Below are 15,994 nucleotides of genomic sequence, written 5' to 3'. Positions count from 1 at the left end.
TGATTAGAAAAATCATTGATGATGTGGCTATGGATGCTCAAATCGAAAGCTTATCAGCAGATTGGAGTGCGCGTAATCAGCTTGATGCCGCGCATAATAAGCAGCAGTCGCTGCAAAGGGCTGCTGCGCATAATGAAAGAGTCTCGTTTACAGGGGTGATGAATACTGCGGCGCAGAAAGCGGATGCCTTTTTGTCGCAGGATCAGTTACAGCACAGCATGGTAGCTCATAAAGATCTGGGTACGCAGCTTTTGCTCTCACAAATGCTGATGGCTTCGGCGCTTTATTGGCCCCAGCTGGCCATGACAGCCGCTAAGCAGGATACGGGTTCTTCGGCGCGGCCTCCGCCACGGATTGAAAATGCACTGGCAAGTTATCGGGCCATTTCTTCTGTGACCCGGATGGAATCAGGAGCAGGATTGGCAGCCACAGCTTAGTGGCTGCTTTTTTGTCTTTTTAGCGATCCTGATGATAAAACGGCTTCAGCTTAAAGTTGAGGGAGCAAAATCTCCAACCACAGAGAACATAAAGTTTCACAGAGAAAAGCAACGATATAATGTTTTTCTCTATCGGATCGAGGCCCTCGTTTTGCTCTGTGGTTCAGGTTTAGCTCTCTGTCAGGTCTCGGCCAATCCGCTTAGGGTTTGGTTTTTAAAGCAGCGAGTGCCGCAGCCATCGCCCCCTGTGCCTCTGGCTGACGTTCAACGATTTTTCTATCCCTGGGTGTCATGCTTTGTTTAGCTGTTTCGCCACTGGGTGCGGCGCTATCTGTTAAGCGCATGGTCAGTGCAATGCGTTTTCTGGCCACATCAATTTCCACCACTTTTACTTTCACTACATCTCCCGTTTTAACCACTTCTCGCGGATCTTTAATAAAGCGATTCGCCAGTGCCGAGATATGGACCAAGCCATCCTGATGCACGCCAATATCAATAAACGCGCCAAAGTTGGTTACATTGGTTACGACACCTTCTAGCACCATATCTAGTTTTAAATCTTGAATCCTTTCTACACCCTCAAGAAAACTGGCGGTTTTAAATTCTGGGCGAGGATCGCGGCCGGGCTTTTCTAGCTCGGCCAGAATATCTTTAATGGTGGGCACACCAAATTGCGCGTCAACTAGTTCGGCGGGATTCAGGCTTTTGAGCAGGGCGCTATCGCCAATAATCTGGCCGATATTTTTGCCGACTTTAGCGATGATTTTTTCTACCAGCGGATAAGCCTCGGGGTGGACGGCAGAAGCGTCAAGCGGGTTTTTACCCGCCATCACGCGCAAAAATCCTGCGGCTAGCTCAAAGCTTTTATCGCCGATACGGGGTACTTTTAGCAGCGCTTTACGTTCGCTAAATGCGCCGTGCTGATCGCGGTAGGCCACAATATTCGCTGCCATTGTGGAGCTAAGCCCAGATACGCGGGTTAAAAGCGGCACAGATGCCGAATTCACATCTACACCCACGGCATTCACGCAGTCTTCGATTACGGTATCGAGCATGCGTGCCAGCTCGTTTTGGTTTACATCGTGCTGGTACTGGCCTACACCAATCGCTTTTGGATCGATTTTAACTAATTCTGCCAGTGGATCTTGTAAGCGGCGGGCGATGGATACCGCACCGCGCAGGCTAACATCCAGCTCAGGAAATTCTTTTGCGGCAAACTCGGAGGCGGAATAAACCGATGCGCCTGCTTCGGAAACCACCAGCTTTTGCATTGCCAGCTCAGGCATTAGCTTAATCAGCTCGATGGCCAGCTTATCGGTTTCACGGCTGGCCGTGCCATTGCCGATGGAGATCAGCTCTACACCGTGTTTTTTGGATAAGGCAGCAAGTGTTGCCAGCGATTCATTCCATGCTTTGCGCGGCTCGTGCGGATAAATAGTACTGGTATCCAGCAGCTTGCCAGTGCGATCGACCACGGCCACTTTTACGCCGGTGCGCAGGCCAGGATCAAGGCCAAGGGTGACTTTAGGGCCTGCCGGTGCGGCCAAGAGCAGATCTTTCATATTGCTGGCGAATACTTTAATTGCCTCGATGTCGGCCTGCTCACGCAGCTGACTTAACAGCTCTGATTCCAAGCTTAAAAAGATCTTGGTACGCCAGCTTTGCCTTACCGTATCACTCAGCCATTTGTCCGCTGGGCGATCTTGGTTTTTGACACCAAAGCGCTCTGCAATACGCATTTCGCACACATTCGGTGGGCTATTACGCATTTTCTCGTTTGCGAGGCTAGCGGCGAGCTCTTCTGGTAAGAGAATAGAGAGATTCAGAATGCCTTCATTTCTGCCGCGCAAAATCGCCAGAATACGGTGCGAGGGCATGGCGGATATTTTTTCGTGGTAATCAAAATAGTCTGCAAATTTAGCGCCCTCAGTTTCTTTACCCGCAATCACCGCCGTCTTGCTGCTGGCATTGCCTTGCAAAAAGCTGCGTAGTTTGGTAATCAGCTCAGCGTCTTCGCTAAAGGTCTCAATTAAAATTGCACGTGCGCCATCGAGTGCGGCTTTGCTGTCCTTCACATCGGCGTCTGCCTTAATAAAGGCGCTGGCAGCTTGTTCAGGATCTAATTGCGGATTAGCGAGCAGTTGTTCGGCCAGCGGTGCAAGGCCTGCTTCTCTGGCAATTTGCGCCTTGGTGCGGCGTTTTTGTTTAAACGGCAGGTAAAGGTCTTCTAGGCGCTGCTTATTATCGGCGCTCAGTATTTGTATTTTTAGCTCCGTATTTAGCTTGCCTTGCTCGGTGATGCTATTGATCACGCTGATGCGCCGCTCTTCCAATTCACGTAAATAGCCAAGGCGTACTTCCAGATTTCGCAGCTGGGTGTCATCTAGGCCGCCGGTGACTTCTTTACGGTAACGGGAAATAAACGGCACGGTGGCACCATCGTCTAGCAAAGTAACGGCAGCAATCACTTGGGCTTCGCGGCAGGCGATTTCGGTGGCAATACGTTGGTGAATTGAAGGTAGCATGGGGCAGGTTCTACAAAAGCGAGAAGAGCTGCATTTTACGGCTTTTAAAGTACTTGTGTACGTGTGGCATTTTTACAGCAAATTTAAGGGGTTATTGGTTAATTTTATTGCGTGTTTCATCTGTTATTTTTTGAAAATCTCCGCTGGATTTAAGCTTTTTTAGACCGCTATTAAAACGCGCGATGAGTTCTTTTCCACGGGGGTGTTTGTTCCAAATGACGACATGCATGGGGGCAATCCAAAATGCTTTTTTTTGCCAAGTGACTTGCTCACGTTTTTCTGCGGAGAAGTTTTGTTGTAATAAATATTGCCCAACTTCAATATCGATAGGAAAAAGATCTATATGCCCCGCAATCAGTTTTCTAAACCCAGTCAGATCATCTGCGGCAGCATCCGTTTTTAAAATTTTTTGTTTTTCAAGTTGAGAAAATTCATCTGAATAGTAATTGCCAAGGGTAATGCCAATGCGAGAGTCTTTTAAATCACTGAGTTTCTTCCATGGCCGTTTTGAATTCACTCTTTCAAAGAAAACCATATTGGCAGAAAGCACCGGATCGGTATAAAGCAAATTTTTCTGTCTTTCGGCAGAAATAGCCCAGCCAAAGCTGCCGTCTAAGACGCCTTTGCGTGCGACTTCCAAGGTGCGGTTATTGGGATAAAACTCAAAAGTGACTTGTACATTTTCACGCGCAAATGCTTCAAAAACCAGCCTTGAAAAAATACCGTAATCTGCTAGGCCCTTGCCCATATACGGAGCCCACTCCTGATTGGATAGGCGGATTTTAATCGAATCATTTGCGCCATAGCTAAGTGGCAAGCTTAATAGGCTAATAGCTAAAATAGTGTGTATAAAATTGCAATTCATTTTTTATCTTCATAAAACGTCTGTTTACTATTAATAATAAACAGGCTTTAGACTGCTTTATTGACGTACAGGGGCAGATGTCAGGCCAACAAATTCCGGATGGTCAGTAATAATTCCTTGTAAGGGGAATTCATGGCAAATAAGGTGTTCTTGTTCAGTTTGTGCACCATAAACATAATTATTAAAGCCTTGTGCAAAGCTTTGATTTAAAAGATCCAGATCAAGCACTTCATAATCCCAGATCAGTGTGCGTAAATGCCGGTGTGGCATTGCAGATAAAATGAGCTCATTTAATTGGGCTGGGCGGTGAGCAATTAAAAAACCACAATCAATATGTAGTTCTTTTTCGACATGTAAAGCAACTTCATGATGGAAGGAGCTGACGAGCAGTTGTTGCTGATGGATATGGTTTTTAAGAATCGCCAAGCAGTTAGGTAAAACGGATGGGGTTTTTATTTCAATATTCCAATAAGCATCAGGAAAAGCGTCCAGCGCTTCGGATAAAGTTGGGACGATATACCCTGATAAATGGGATAATTCACTGCGGCTTAATGTAGCAACAGCAATGCCATTGGGGGCGTTTCTGTCGTGATATAAAACGGCTTCTCCGTCTGCAGATAGGCGAACATCCGTCTCTATTCCTGTAAACCCGGCCGTTAAGCTTAAAGCAAAAGCCGCAAGGGTGTTCTCTGGGGCTGTGCGGTGTAAACCGCGATGTGCAAGTCGCAACATAGAATCGGTTACACTCTTGAAAAAAATGAATACCTCAATTTTAGGATGCGATGCATGCTTCGTGCTAGAAGTTTTCTGGGTAAATCTGTATTTATTATGCTGCTTGGAGCCAGCTGCTTTTCTCAACAGGCATTCTCGGTAGAGCGGCCTCGAATTGGTTTGGTATTAGGTGGTGGCGGAGCGCGTGGTTTGTCGCATATCGGCGTGCTCAAAGTACTTGAAGAGGCAAGAGTGCCGATTGATTGTGTGGTGGGGACCAGCATAGGGTCTTTGGTTGCGGGGGCTTACGCGGCAGGGCGAACACCTGAAGAGCTGGCGCGCAGGGCGACTGATGCTAATTGGGATGATTTATTAAGCTCTAACTTGCCACGCCAATTGAGTGCTGTTCGAAAAAAACAAGATGATAAGCTTAATTTGGTGGGTATTGAGCTGGGTATACGGGATAGTGGTGAAGTGGCTTTGCCTTCGGCTGCGATCAGTACCCAGAAAATTGAATTATTCTTACGTGAAATGACTTTTGGTGGAACGACTCCCTCATTTGATGCCTTGAGTATTCCCTATCGTGCAGTGGCCACTGATATTGAAACAGGCGAAATGGTGGTGCTGAAAGATGGTGATATTGTGAGTGCGATGCGCGCCAGCATGGCTGTGCCCGGGCTGTTTCCAGCGGTTTCACGGGGCTCTCGTTTGCTGGTGGATGGGGGCTTGGCTCGTAATATGCCGATTGATGTGGCTCGCTCATTATGTGCCGATGTCATTATTGCTGTTGATGTGGGCGCTCAGCCACTCATTAGAAATCAAATTAATAGCATTTTAAGTACGGCGGATCAATATACGCGTTTAATGGTTGCCCAAAATGTAAAGCCACAATTAGATAGTTTAAAGCCTTCAGATGTTTTGATTACGCCTAATTTAGGCACTTTAAATTCTGCAGATTTTAAGCGTGGTAAAGATTTTATTGTTAAAGGTGAAGAAGCCGCGACGCTGAGTTTATATCAGCTTAATAAATATTCTTTATCTGAAGAAGAATACGCGGCTTGGCAGAAGAAAAAATCAGCCAATAAGCTGATTCCTCAGCCAGTGCAAACGGTGGAAGTCATGTCGATGCGCAATGTAAATGCTAATGTATTGAAAGAAGCATTAGATGTGCAGATTGGCAATCCTTTAGATGGTGATCATTTTCATAAGCGCTTGGCGGAGGTTTACGCACGTGGGGATTTTTCGCAGCTGGATTATGAGCTGACCGATCATGATGGATTGCAAAAATTAACCTTGTTTCCAATTGAAAAAGATTGGGGGCCTAATTACCTTTCTTTTGGTCTGGGAATGGGCACTGATTTTGAAGGAAATAATCCCTATTCTTTAACTGCGATGTATCGCCGCACATGGATTAATTCCCTAGGGGCAGAGTGGAAAAGCTCGCTTAGAGTGGGAGACACGATGTCTTTCCAATCTGAGTTTTATCAGCCTTTGCAATTAGACGGTTATGCTTTTATTGCGCCTTCATTCAGATATAAATCAAGCCCGATTTCTATCTGGGATGCAGGTGAAAATCTAGCGCAGTATCGCTATACGCAAACTCGTTTTGGTTTAGATCTTGGATCAAGCCTGACGCGGTTTGGCGAGGTGAGGTTGGGGGTTTCATATCAACATTATGATGCTACCAAACAAATTGGCGATTCAATTTACTTGGATAACGCAGATGGGGATTATGGCGTTGGTTTTAAATTGTATTATGATCAACTCGATCATCTTTATTTTCCGGGTAAGGGCGACTTGGTTAATTTAAGTGCTTACTATGCATTAAAAGGGCAGGGTGATTTTAGTAACTATGCGCGTTTTGGTTTAGAGGCTCAGCATGCGTTTGATATTAATGGTGTGAAAGGGAATATCGCTGTAAAGGGGCATTATAGTTATAAAGAAGCCCCTTTCTTGCCGGACTTTCAGTCTTTCGGTGGCTTTTTAAATATGTCTAGCTATCGGAAAAATGAGTTATTGGGTGAAAATTCAATTTATATGAAAGCTCAGGTTTACTCACCAGTGACTTTGCTGGGCCTAAGTGTAGGCGGCAGTTATTTGGGCGCTGCAATCGAAGCGGGTCGTATGTTTAATGTACTGGATAAAGAACAAGAAGGTTGGCATTCTTCCCTGACTGGTTTCTGGGCTGCTGATACTTATCTGGGGCCATTCTATCTGGGGGCCGCTTACGGTGATAACAAGAAATTGCGTTATTATTTGATGCTGGGCAATCAGTTTTAATCAGTAAAAACACTTTTTTTCCTTAGGAGATCGCGATGTTAAAACAGAGCTTATTGGGTGGTGTATTGGCGCTTGTGCTTGCAACTGCTGCCCATGCGGGGCCACAGCAAGAAAAAATGGCTGCATGTAACAAAGATGCTGGCACTCAGTCTTTGAAGGGCGATGCACGTAAAGCGTTTATGAGTACTTGCCTTAAAGCGGCACCCGCCTCGGCTCCTGCTGCGATGACTCAGCAAGATAAAATGAAGCAATGTAATAAAGATGCCACAGGTAAAAAAGGTGATGAGCGTAAAGCGTTTATGAGCAGCTGCCTGAAAAAGTAATCTTTAAAGCCACCCAGGCGCGGTTTCGGGTGGCTTGAAATGCCTCTCATCATCCCCATCTTCTTTGATTAAGCAAGGTTTGATCTGACTTCTGCCTTGCCCATTTTGCCTCTGTTATATTTACCTATTGCCTCAAGTTGATAATGACTTTCCTCGATCGCCTCTTTCGCAAGACCACCGGAACATCTGCCATGCCCTCTCACGACCTCTTACTTGCTGCGCTTGCTAAAGAAATTGATGTTCATACCGGGCGCGATTTTGTTTCGGCTAAATGCATTAAAAACTTAAAGTTTGAGCAAGCCGCCGTTAGTTTGGATATCGAGTTGGGCTATCCTGCTAACAGTCAGTTTGCGGCAATCGCCAGGCAAATAGAGCTGGCCTTATTGGCGGTAGAGGGAGTGGCATCGGTTCAGGTTAACGTATCCAGCCATATTGTGGCTCATGCAGCGCAGCGCGGTTTGCCACTGCAAAAAGGCATTAAGAATATTATTGCTGTGGCTAGTGGTAAAGGCGGTGTGGGTAAATCGACGACCGCAGTGAATTTGGCGCTGGCTTTAGCGGCAGAAGGCGCCAACGTAGGTTTACTGGATGCCGATATCTATGGTCCGTCGCAGCCCACCATGATGGGGGTTGCCGATCAGAAGCCCGAGGCGGTAGAAAACAAATATATATTGCCGATTGAAAATCATGGCATTAAAACGATGTCGATCGGGTTTTTAATTGATACCGAGCAGCCCATGGTTTGGCGCGGCCCGATGGTTACGCAAGCATTAACTCAATTGCTGAATGAAACCCTATGGGGGGATTTGGATTATCTGGTGATTGATTTACCACCGGGTACGGGTGATATTCAGCTGACTTTAAGCCAGAAAGTGCCAGTGACCGGCGCGGTGATCGTGACTACACCACAAGATATTGCCTTACTCGATGCTCGCAAGGGGATCAAAATGTTTGAGAAAGTGGGCGTGCCCATTTTGGGTTTGGTCGAAAATATGAGCATGCATATTTGCAGCAACTGCGGCCATGCCGAGCCTATTTTTGGTGAGGGTGGCGGGGCAAGAATGGGCGCTGATTACGGTATTGATTTGCTAGGCCAATTACCACTTGATTTATCGATTCGTTTAAATGCAGATGCAGGCAAGCCTTCGGTTGTTGCCGATCCTGATAGCAAAATCGCCGAGCTATATAAAGGGATTGCCCGCAAAGTAGCAGTAAAAATCGCCGCTAAATCACAGGATTTCTCTAATAAATTTCCAAAGATTGTGATTCAGAAAAACACTTAATATTTAATTTTAATCAGCGCAATAAAAAGCCCGAGGCAATCTCGGGCTTTTTATTGCGCTGATTAAACTAACCGGCACGTAATCTGCTGGTTGATGTTGTTTCAATCCACTTGCGTACTCTTTGTGCATCCCCAATGCGAGTGTATTTGCCACTTGAATCAAGCAAAACAATGACGACGGGTGTGCCATTAATGGTGGCTTGCATTACCAAGCAGCGGCCGGCTTCATTAATAAAGCCTGTTTTAGACACGCCGATATTCCAATTCACCTCTTTTACCAGCGGGTTGGTATTGTGAAATGCCATGCTCCTGCCCGATTGATTGGAGATAAAGCTGTATTCACTGCTGGTGGTGAAATCATGGATTTCAGGATAGCGGTGTGCGGCTTTTACCATTAAAGCAAGCTCACGCGGCGTAGAAATATTATTAGGTGTGAGGCCGGTTGAATCGTAAAAACGGCTGTTACGCATACCTAAAGATTGCGCTTTTTCATTCATTTTACGAATAAAAGTAGCTTGCCCCGCAGGGAAGGTGCGGGCAAGAGCAGCAGCCGCACGATTTTCTGAAGCCATGAGTGCTAAAAGCAGCAGTTCGCCACGGGTGAGTGTTGTGCCAATGGTAAGGCGTGAACTGGTATTTTTGAGCGTATCAACATCGGCTTGGCTAATGGTGAGTAGCTCATTTAATGGCAGTTGCGCATCAAGCGTCACCATTGCGGTCATTAATTTGGTAATGGATGCAATAGGGGTGAGCGAATCAGCATTTTTTTCATACATGATTTCGCCATTTTGCTCATTAAGTACCAAGACGCCAACAGATTGCACTCCCGGATTATCGAGCGTGCTAGACATGGCCAGAGCGCGTGAAACAGATACGTCTTTACGGGCATTGGCAATGGCACGGCTGGTAATTTGCTTGTTACTCGATTTTGCAACAGCTTTACTGACTACTTTGCTTTTTTTTGCGGTCTTGGAGGTTTTTGTAGTAGTCGTGGCCTTTGATGTTTTTGCTTTAGAAACAGCGGCCGTTGATTTTTTAGCTGACGATTTAGTGACCGTTTTATGGTCAGTATTTGCCGCCGCAATGGCTGGCGCCGTTAGGCCCAGCGCTGCAACCAGAGTGCAGCAGGAGAAAATGCGGTACAGCATGAGATAAAGACTCCGAGGCTAGGGATGGCCGATTTATGTTCACAGCATCCTTCATAATTGTATTTTTATTTTACGCAAGGATTTTTAAAATGTCATGTTAAATCAAATAGTACGGTACGATTTGCTAGAAATAAGATTAGAATATTTTTTCGTGTTTTTGTTTTTCAGACGCTAGTTTGTTGTTGCAGTGCAGCAATAACTTGCTAGAATGGTGTTCCTTTCGAGTTGCTTTCGGAGAAAACCGATGTTTAATAACAAATCAATGGATGAATTTTTCCAGCAGCTTACGGATACTAACCAGAAGCTGATGCAAAGCTGGGTTAATCTTTCGAAATCCGGTGAGCCTGTAGCAGATCTTGCGCCTATGCATCAGATGATGACGGGCTTAACGCAAAGTAATCCTTTTTTGGCACAACATAGCGATTTTTATAAGCAGCAGCTCGATTTATGGCTGGGGCTGATCGGTGCTAAAGAGAAAGCACCTGTGGCAGTACCAGAGAAAGGGGATCGCCGCTTTAATGCGCCAGAGTGGGAACAGCCCTTGTTTGATTACATCAAGCAAAATTATTTGGTGACCTCTCGCTGGCTGTTGCAAATGGTGGATCAAGCCCATACCGATGATGCTTCCCGTGAAAAAATGAGCTTTTTTACGCGTCAGTATGTCGATGCCATGAGTCCTGCAAATTTTGCTTTTACCAATCCTGAAGTGATGAAACTGGCTTTAGAAAGTAAAGGGGAAAGTCTGCAGGAAGGCATGAAAAAGTTAATGGAGGATATGCAGAAAGGCACTATCACCATGACTGATGAATCTCAATTTGAAGTCGGCAAAAATTTGGGGATCAGCCCCGGACAAGTCGTTTTTGAAAATGAGCTCTTCCAATTACTGCAATACACCCCTTCTACCGCCAAAGTTTATTCCCGTCCCTTACTGATTGTGCCGCCATGTGTGAATAAATTCTACATCATGGATCTGCAGCCGGATAATTCCCTCGTCGCTTATGCCGTTAGCCAAGGTTTTAAAACCTTTCTGGTGTCTTGGAAATCAGTGACGCCAGAAATGGGCCACTTAGAGTGGGATGATTACGTTGAAAACGGCGTCATTACCGCTTGCGATGTGGTACGCAAAATTGGCAAGGCCGAAAAAATCAATGTGCTGTCTTTCTGCGTTGGGGGTGAGCTGGTTTCTACCGCTATGCCGGTGATGCAAGCGCGTGGTCTGGATTGGATTGAGTCAGTTACTTTAATGACGGTGATGATTGATCACACCGAGCCGGGTGATATTAAGCACTTTATTGATTGGAATCTGATCCGTAAACGCGAAGCACTCTTGAGCGAAGGCGGCGTGATTGGTGGTAAAGAATTAGCCCGCACGTTCTCTGCATTACGCTCAAATGATTTGATCTGGAATTACGTAGTTAATAATTATCTAAAGGGTAAAACACCAGCACCGTTTGATTTACTCTATTGGAATAATGATTCGGCCAATCTGGCTTTGCCGATGCATACCTTCTTTCTGCGCAATATGTATCTAGAAAACAATCTCACCAAGCCTAATTCATTTAGTCTTTGTGGCGTGCCAATTGATTTAACGACCATCACTACACCAACGTATATCTTTGCAGCGCGCGAAGATCATATTGTGCCTTGGCAATCTGCCTATTTAAGCACACGAATTTTTAAAGGTCCGCTGCGCTATGTGCTTGGGGCTTCCGGCCATATCGCGGGTGCGATTAATCCGGTAAAAGCCAACAAACGCAATTACTGGGTAAATGAAGATTTATCAGGTGATTCTGAAGCATGGCTCAATGGTGCGGAATCTCGCCCGGGTAGCTGGTGGCAAGATTGGAGCCAATGGTTAATCCCATTATCGGGAGAGGAGATTGCTGCGCCTAAAGCGCATGGCAATGCCGCTTTTAAACCGATCGAACCTGCTCCGGGGCGCTATGTGAAAGAGCGCTTAGATTAATGAATAAACATGGTTATGTTGCCTCATCCCTTAGTTTAGCCTTGTTGGGGTATTTGTTTGGCATAATCTGATTGTTTTGTCTGAGTTGTAGCCAGCGACAGGCCTGAAGCTTTGTCGATAAACAAATCGTTGCTTAATCCGCTGGTTTGGGGGCCCCAAATCAGCTTTTTAAAAGGGAAATACCGCATGACTGAGATCGTGATTGTTGCTGCTGGTCGCACTGCTCTGGGTAATTTTGGTGGTGGTCTTGCAAAAGTGCCTGCTGCAGAGTTGGGTGCAACCGTGATTCGTGGCTTGCTGGCTAAAACCGGCGTGGCAGCAGACCAAATCAGCGAAGTGATTTTAGGTAATGTTTTAACTGCAGGCCTAGGCCAAAACCCTGCGCGCCAAGCTTTGCGCCGTGCGGGTCTGCCAGATGCCATCCCTGCATTAACAATTAATCAAGTTTGCGGTTCGGGCCTGAAAGCGGTTGCTTTGGGTATGCAAGCTATTCTATCTGGTGAAAGCGAGATTGTTATTGCGGGCGGTCAAGAAAACATGTCGGCTTCGGCGCATATTTTACCTGGTAGCCGCGATGGTTTCCGTATGGGTAATACGGCGCTGGTTGATACCATGGTCTACGACGGTTTAACCGACGCTTATAACAATTACCATATGGGCGTTACCGCTGAAAATATCGCCAAAAAATATGGCATTACCCGTGAAGAGCAAGATGCTATGGCGCTGTCATCGCAAATGAAAGCGGCGGCTGCACAAGAATCTGGCCGTTTTGCAGAAGAAATTTTCCCGGTTGTGATTCCGCAAAAGAAAGGCGATCCAATCGTGTTTGATAAAGATGAATTTATCAAACCTAGTACCACAGCAGAATCTCTGGCCAAATTACGCGCGGCTTTTGATAAAGAAGGCACAGTTACAGCGGGTAATGCCTCGGGTATTAATGATGGCGCTGCTGCAGTAATGCTGATGAGCGCTGCTAAAGCCAAAGAGCTGGGGTTAACTCCGCTGGCTACTATTCGCGCGGCAGCTTCTGCCGGTGTAGATCCAACCATTATGGGTATGGGCCCAGTGCCTGCCACACAACGTGTATTGGCGCGTTTGGGTTGGAGCATTGATGATCTTGACCTGATTGAAGGCAATGAAGCTTTTGCCGCTCAAGCGATTGGTGTGAGCCGTGAATTAAAATGGGATCTAAATAAAGTAAACGTCAATGGCGGTGCAATTGCCTTAGGCCATCCGATTGGCGCATCAGGTTGCCGTATTCTGGTGACCTTACTGCATGAAATGCAACGCCGCGATGCTAAAAAAGGCTTAGCCACATTGTGCATTGGTGGCGGTATGGGTGTGGCCTTGGCGGTAGAGCGTTCTTAATTTTTTGTTTTAAATAGTAAAGCCTAAGCCCTCGATTTATTTGAGGGCTTTTTTCCTAGGGTTTTACATAATGGGCCAAATTGTAGAATGGCCGTATGTTGTATTCATGGCATCTCTAAATATGCAGAATAAGCGGGTCTTTTGTCTATAAATAAGAATGGTGGCTGTTTCAATACATGCTTTATAAATAATTATCCCATAATCTTAAAGGAAAGCACCCGTGCCGATGAATAGTGTTAAATTGGACTCTAGCTTGGATTCCCCTAATCCAGATCATTGGGAAGTTGCCGCAATTGCTTTGGCTTTGCAAGAGGGCTTTGACTGGCACTATCGTTTATTCAGAGAATCGAGTCGTAAAGCCAAAGCTCATTTTGTTTATGGTGATTTTCATGCCCAGCGTGCAGAAGTGCGTGATCGGATTGCTTTTTATGATTTGCGGGTGATAGAAACAGCAGATAGGCTAAAGCAAGATTTTAATGCCGATAGCTTGCCGGATGCGACTTGGTCCAAAGTAAAGCTCTATTTTATTGGTTTATTGATTAATCATAAACAACCCGAGCTAGCTGAAACTTTTTTTAACTCAGTATGCTGCCGTATTTTGCACCGTACTTATTTTCATAATGATTTTATTTTTTATCGCCCAGCGGTATCTACTGAATATATAGAATCAGAGCCACCCATTTATCGCAGCTATTACCCGATTCAAACGGGGCTTAATGCCACGCTTGCGAATATGTTTACAGATTTTAATTTAGAGCTGCCCTTTGTTGATTTAGAGCGCGATGTACATCGCCTTTTGCGTGCCCTACATAAATTCTTAGGGCGCTGGCCAGAGTTTGCACTCAATACCCAGATTCAAGTATTAGCTTCCCCTTTTTATCGCAATAAAGCAGTTTATATTATTGGCAAAGCGATTCATGAAGACTTAGAAATTCCTTTTGCCTTGCCACTTTGCCGGGATGCAGAAGGTAAATTATTTTTAGATGCTGCGCTGTTCGAGCCTTGGCAAATCAGCCACCTCTTCTCATTATCTCGTGCTTATTTCTTAGTGGATATGGAAGTACCATCAGCCTATGTGCGCTATTTACAAAAATTAATGCCAGATAAATCGCGGGCCGAGCTTTATACCATGCTGGGTTTGGGTAAGCAGGGTAAAACCATGTTTTACCGCGAGTTATTTCATCATCTACGCCATTCCACTGATTCCTTTGTGTTTGCACCGGGTACTAAGGGTATGGTGATGATTGTATTTACCCTGCCATCATTTCCTTTTGTATTTAAAATTATTAAAGATGTGATTGCTCCGCCTAAAGAAGTAGACCGCACGATTGTAAAAGCAAAATATTTATTGGTGAAACAGCATGACCGAGTGGGGCGCATGGCTGATTCATTGGAATTCTCTGACGTGGCTTTGCCCAGAGAGCGTTTTAATGAAGAATTATTAGAAGAAATACGTAAATTAGCACCATCTATTCTGGAAGAAAGCGAAGACAAAATCATCCTGCGCCATCTCTATATTGAAAGACGCATGATTCCACTTAATATCTTTATAGAAAAACGCCATGATGAAGAAATAGCGAGTGTCATCGAAGATTACGGTAATGCGCTACGTGAATTGGCGATTGCCAATATTTTCCCTGGCGATATGCTGTTTAAGAATTTTGGTGTAACCCGTGAAGGCCGTGTGGTTTTCTATGATTATGATGAAATTGAATATATGACCGATTGTGATTTCCGCCGTATTCCGCCGCCGCCTGCCCCAGAGTTTGAAATGAGTAGCGACACATGGTTTAGCGGTAATCCGAATGAAGTATATCCGGAAGAATTCGGCACTTTTCTGCTTGGCCGCCCAGATGTAAAAAAAATATTTATGCAACATCATGCTGATTTACTGACTGTGCGTTTTTGGCAGCATGCCAAGGATAGAATCAAGCAGGGTTTTATTGAAGATTTTTATCCTTATCCGCAAACCGAGCGATTTGCAAAGCGCTATCCTGATTGAGCTGAAGCTAGGGATTAAACTTGATTAAATAAAAAGCCAGTAGAGCAGAGATTGCTCTACTGGCTTTTTTATCTTCGCTTACTTTACTTCCAGTAATTCAACATCAAATACTAGTGGCGCATTAGGTGGAATCACATTTCCTGCGCCACGTGCACCGTAGGCTAGCTCCGCAGGAATAATCAGCGTACGCTTGCCGCCAATTTTCATGCCAGCCACACCCGCATCCCAGCCTTTAATGACGCGTTTTGCACCGAGCGGAAAGCTAAAAGGGCTTTTTCCAACCGAGCTATCAAATGGCGTGCCGTGATTTTTATCAGCCTTGGCATCAAATAACCAACCGCTGTAATGCACGGTGACAGTGCTGCCTGCAATCGCTTCTTTACCACTACCGGTTTTAATATCGATCATTTCTAGCTTGCTTGGCGCCGCAGATAGCTTGGCTGGGGCCGTTTCTGCCCGGGCGAGCTGGCCCATACTGGCAAAACAAAGTGCAATTGCAAATAAGCGGGTTTTCATAGTGTTAGGTCTCCTTACCGTTTGTCGACTATAGCACGTACAAATGTCTTCCGATCTCTCTTCCTAGCTTAACAAGGGCTGGGTGATTTTTATCCTTAATTCGGCAATAGGTAAGCATTAATAAAGAGGCAAGTAATCATTTATCGCTTAATCTAAAATCTATTTGTAGGTTTGATAAGACGGCTTGTTAGCTAACCCGATATATTCCAGCATTTGTTGTGCCTTTGTGTAAGAGTAAGTAAATTACTGTATTCATGGTCATACTAATAAGGCTAGGTCTGTTGACGTTTCACATTTGCAACCATAAAAAGGCACATGCCATGGCAATAACGTTTTTTGTAATTCCGTTTTAATTTGTCGTATCGGAATGCCCCCGCTCGGTAATGTTTTAGTCGCGCAAAGGCATTCTCGACCCAGCATCTTTATAATCTGGTCATTTAATTAACTTGAATACTGATTGCGTGGAGTGGCTTTAGCCACGAATGGCGTTAAGGCGCTAAGCATTCGCCGCTAAGCGCCCCTAAGAAAAGTACTCAAACGCAATAGGCTGGCTGAATCGTTATTAGCGCAT

Annotated in this window: 12 protein-coding genes and 1 pseudogene; 7 read left to right on the top strand and 6 right to left on the bottom strand. The window is 45.3% G+C overall.

The genetic code is table 11. The features are described 5' to 3' along the window. Positions 1-29: 29 nt before the first annotated feature. The gene (locus ACFQNF_RS10895; RefSeq protein ID WP_380188000.1) at positions 30-437 is read left to right on the top strand and encodes a hypothetical protein; all 408 of its coding nucleotides are present in this window, start codon (positions 30-32) and stop codon (positions 435-437) included. Positions 438-637: 200 nt separating this feature from the next. Here ACFQNF_RS10895 and ACFQNF_RS10890 read toward each other — a convergent pair whose 3' ends face one another. The 3 genes from ACFQNF_RS10890 to ACFQNF_RS10880 form a co-directional block, all read right to left on the bottom strand. Next, on the bottom strand, positions 638-2,962 hold the full coding sequence (locus ACFQNF_RS10890) for a Tex family protein (RefSeq protein WP_380187999.1): 2,325 nt from the start codon (positions 2,960-2,962) through the stop codon (positions 638-640). 91 nt (positions 2,963-3,053) lie between these two features. Beyond that, positions 3,054-3,827, bottom strand: a complete 774-nt coding sequence (locus ACFQNF_RS10885) for a substrate-binding periplasmic protein (protein ID WP_380187998.1) — start codon at positions 3,825-3,827, stop codon at positions 3,054-3,056. A gap of 57 nt (positions 3,828-3,884) precedes the next feature. Continuing rightward, positions 3,885-4,559 carry a glycerophosphodiester phosphodiesterase gene (locus ACFQNF_RS10880; protein WP_380187997.1) on the bottom strand — a complete coding sequence of 225 codons (675 nt, stop codon included), beginning with the start codon at positions 4,557-4,559 and terminating at the stop codon, positions 3,885-3,887. A gap of 54 nt (positions 4,560-4,613) precedes the next feature. On the opposite strand from ACFQNF_RS10880, the gene ACFQNF_RS10875 reads away from it, so the two are divergent. From ACFQNF_RS10875 to apbC, 3 genes are all read left to right on the top strand, one after another. Next, the gene (locus tag ACFQNF_RS10875; protein ID WP_380187996.1) at positions 4,614-6,818 is read left to right on the top strand and encodes a patatin-like phospholipase family protein; all 2,205 of its coding nucleotides are present in this window, start codon (positions 4,614-4,616) and stop codon (positions 6,816-6,818) included. Between the two features lie 35 nt (positions 6,819-6,853). Further along, complete coding sequence (locus ACFQNF_RS10870; protein ID WP_380187995.1) at positions 6,854-7,141, top strand: PsiF family protein; 288 nt, start codon at positions 6,854-6,856, stop codon at positions 7,139-7,141. Between the two features lie 191 nt (positions 7,142-7,332). Continuing rightward, entirely contained in the window at positions 7,333-8,424 is a 1,092-nt protein-coding gene (gene apbC, locus ACFQNF_RS10865; RefSeq protein WP_380187994.1) for an iron-sulfur cluster carrier protein ApbC, read from the top strand. 67 nt (positions 8,425-8,491) lie between these two features. Here the strand turns inward: apbC and pbpG are convergent, their stop codons facing one another. Continuing rightward, positions 8,492-9,571, bottom strand: coding sequence for a D-alanyl-D-alanine endopeptidase (gene pbpG / locus ACFQNF_RS10860; protein ID WP_380187993.1), 1,080 nt, complete (start codon positions 9,569-9,571; stop codon positions 8,492-8,494). 244 nt (positions 9,572-9,815) lie between these two features. On the opposite strand from pbpG, the gene ACFQNF_RS10855 reads away from it, so the two are divergent. The 3 genes from ACFQNF_RS10855 (at position 9,816) to aceK (ending at position 14,907) form a co-directional block, all read left to right on the top strand. Next, entirely contained in the window at positions 9,816-11,537 is a 1,722-nt protein-coding gene (locus ACFQNF_RS10855) for a PHA/PHB synthase family protein (protein WP_380187992.1), read from the top strand. 186 nt (positions 11,538-11,723) lie between these two features. Further along, positions 11,724-12,905: an acetyl-CoA C-acetyltransferase gene (locus ACFQNF_RS10850; RefSeq protein WP_380187991.1), complete on the top strand. Its 1,182-nt coding sequence runs from the start codon at positions 11,724-11,726 to the stop codon at positions 12,903-12,905. A 226-nt stretch (positions 12,906-13,131) separates the two neighbouring features. After that, positions 13,132-14,907, top strand: a complete 1,776-nt coding sequence (gene aceK, locus ACFQNF_RS10845) for a bifunctional isocitrate dehydrogenase kinase/phosphatase (protein ID WP_380187990.1) — start codon at positions 13,132-13,134, stop codon at positions 14,905-14,907. A 78-nt stretch (positions 14,908-14,985) separates the two neighbouring features. Here aceK and ACFQNF_RS10840 read toward each other — a convergent pair whose 3' ends face one another. Both ACFQNF_RS10840 and ACFQNF_RS10835 read right to left on the bottom strand, forming a co-directional pair. Continuing rightward, a complete protein-coding gene (locus ACFQNF_RS10840; protein ID WP_380188057.1) occupies positions 14,986-15,315 on the bottom strand; it encodes an FKBP-type peptidyl-prolyl cis-trans isomerase in 330 nt (109 codons plus the stop codon). Positions 15,316-15,712: 397 nt separating this feature from the next. Beyond that, positions 15,713-15,836 (bottom strand): annotated as a pseudogene (locus ACFQNF_RS10835) (IS5/IS1182 family transposase); the annotation flags it as partial. Positions 15,837-15,994 lie beyond the last annotated feature (158 nt).

It is taken from the genome of Iodobacter arcticus (assembly GCF_042664895.1).
Lineage (GTDB): Bacteria > Pseudomonadota > Gammaproteobacteria > Burkholderiales > Chitinibacteraceae > Iodobacter > Iodobacter arcticus.
The sequence above is the reverse complement of the archived record's forward strand: the minus strand, read 5'-3'. Positions and strand labels throughout refer to the sequence as shown.

What these genes read in the sequence shown, in the direction of transcription:
- ACFQNF_RS10840 (WP_380188057.1), bottom strand. Translation starts at nt 15,315, where the DNA reads ATGATCGATATTAAAACCGGTAGTGGTAAAGAAGCGATTGCAGGCAGC.
- ACFQNF_RS10850 (WP_380187991.1), top strand. Translation starts at nt 11,724, where the DNA reads ATGACTGAGATCGTGATTGTTGCTGCTGGTCGCACTGCTCTGGGTAAT.
- ACFQNF_RS10880 (WP_380187997.1), bottom strand. Translation starts at nt 4,559, where the DNA reads ATGTTGCGACTTGCACATCGCGGTTTACACCGCACAGCCCCAGAGAAC.
- aceK (WP_380187990.1), top strand. Translation starts at nt 13,132, where the DNA reads ATGAATAGTGTTAAATTGGACTCTAGCTTGGATTCCCCTAATCCAGAT.
- apbC (WP_380187994.1), top strand. Translation starts at nt 7,333, where the DNA reads ATGCCCTCTCACGACCTCTTACTTGCTGCGCTTGCTAAAGAAATTGAT.
- ACFQNF_RS10875 (WP_380187996.1), top strand. Translation starts at nt 4,614, where the DNA reads ATGCTTCGTGCTAGAAGTTTTCTGGGTAAATCTGTATTTATTATGCTG.
- ACFQNF_RS10895 (WP_380188000.1), top strand. Translation starts at nt 30, where the DNA reads ATGGATGCTCAAATCGAAAGCTTATCAGCAGATTGGAGTGCGCGTAAT.
- pbpG (WP_380187993.1), bottom strand. Translation starts at nt 9,571, where the DNA reads ATGCTGTACCGCATTTTCTCCTGCTGCACTCTGGTTGCAGCGCTGGGC.
- ACFQNF_RS10890 (WP_380187999.1), bottom strand. Translation starts at nt 2,962, where the DNA reads ATGCTACCTTCAATTCACCAACGTATTGCCACCGAAATCGCCTGCCGC.
- ACFQNF_RS10885 (WP_380187998.1), bottom strand. Translation starts at nt 3,827, where the DNA reads ATGAATTGCAATTTTATACACACTATTTTAGCTATTAGCCTATTAAGC.
- ACFQNF_RS10855 (WP_380187992.1), top strand. Translation starts at nt 9,816, where the DNA reads ATGTTTAATAACAAATCAATGGATGAATTTTTCCAGCAGCTTACGGAT.
- ACFQNF_RS10870 (WP_380187995.1), top strand. Translation starts at nt 6,854, where the DNA reads ATGTTAAAACAGAGCTTATTGGGTGGTGTATTGGCGCTTGTGCTTGCA.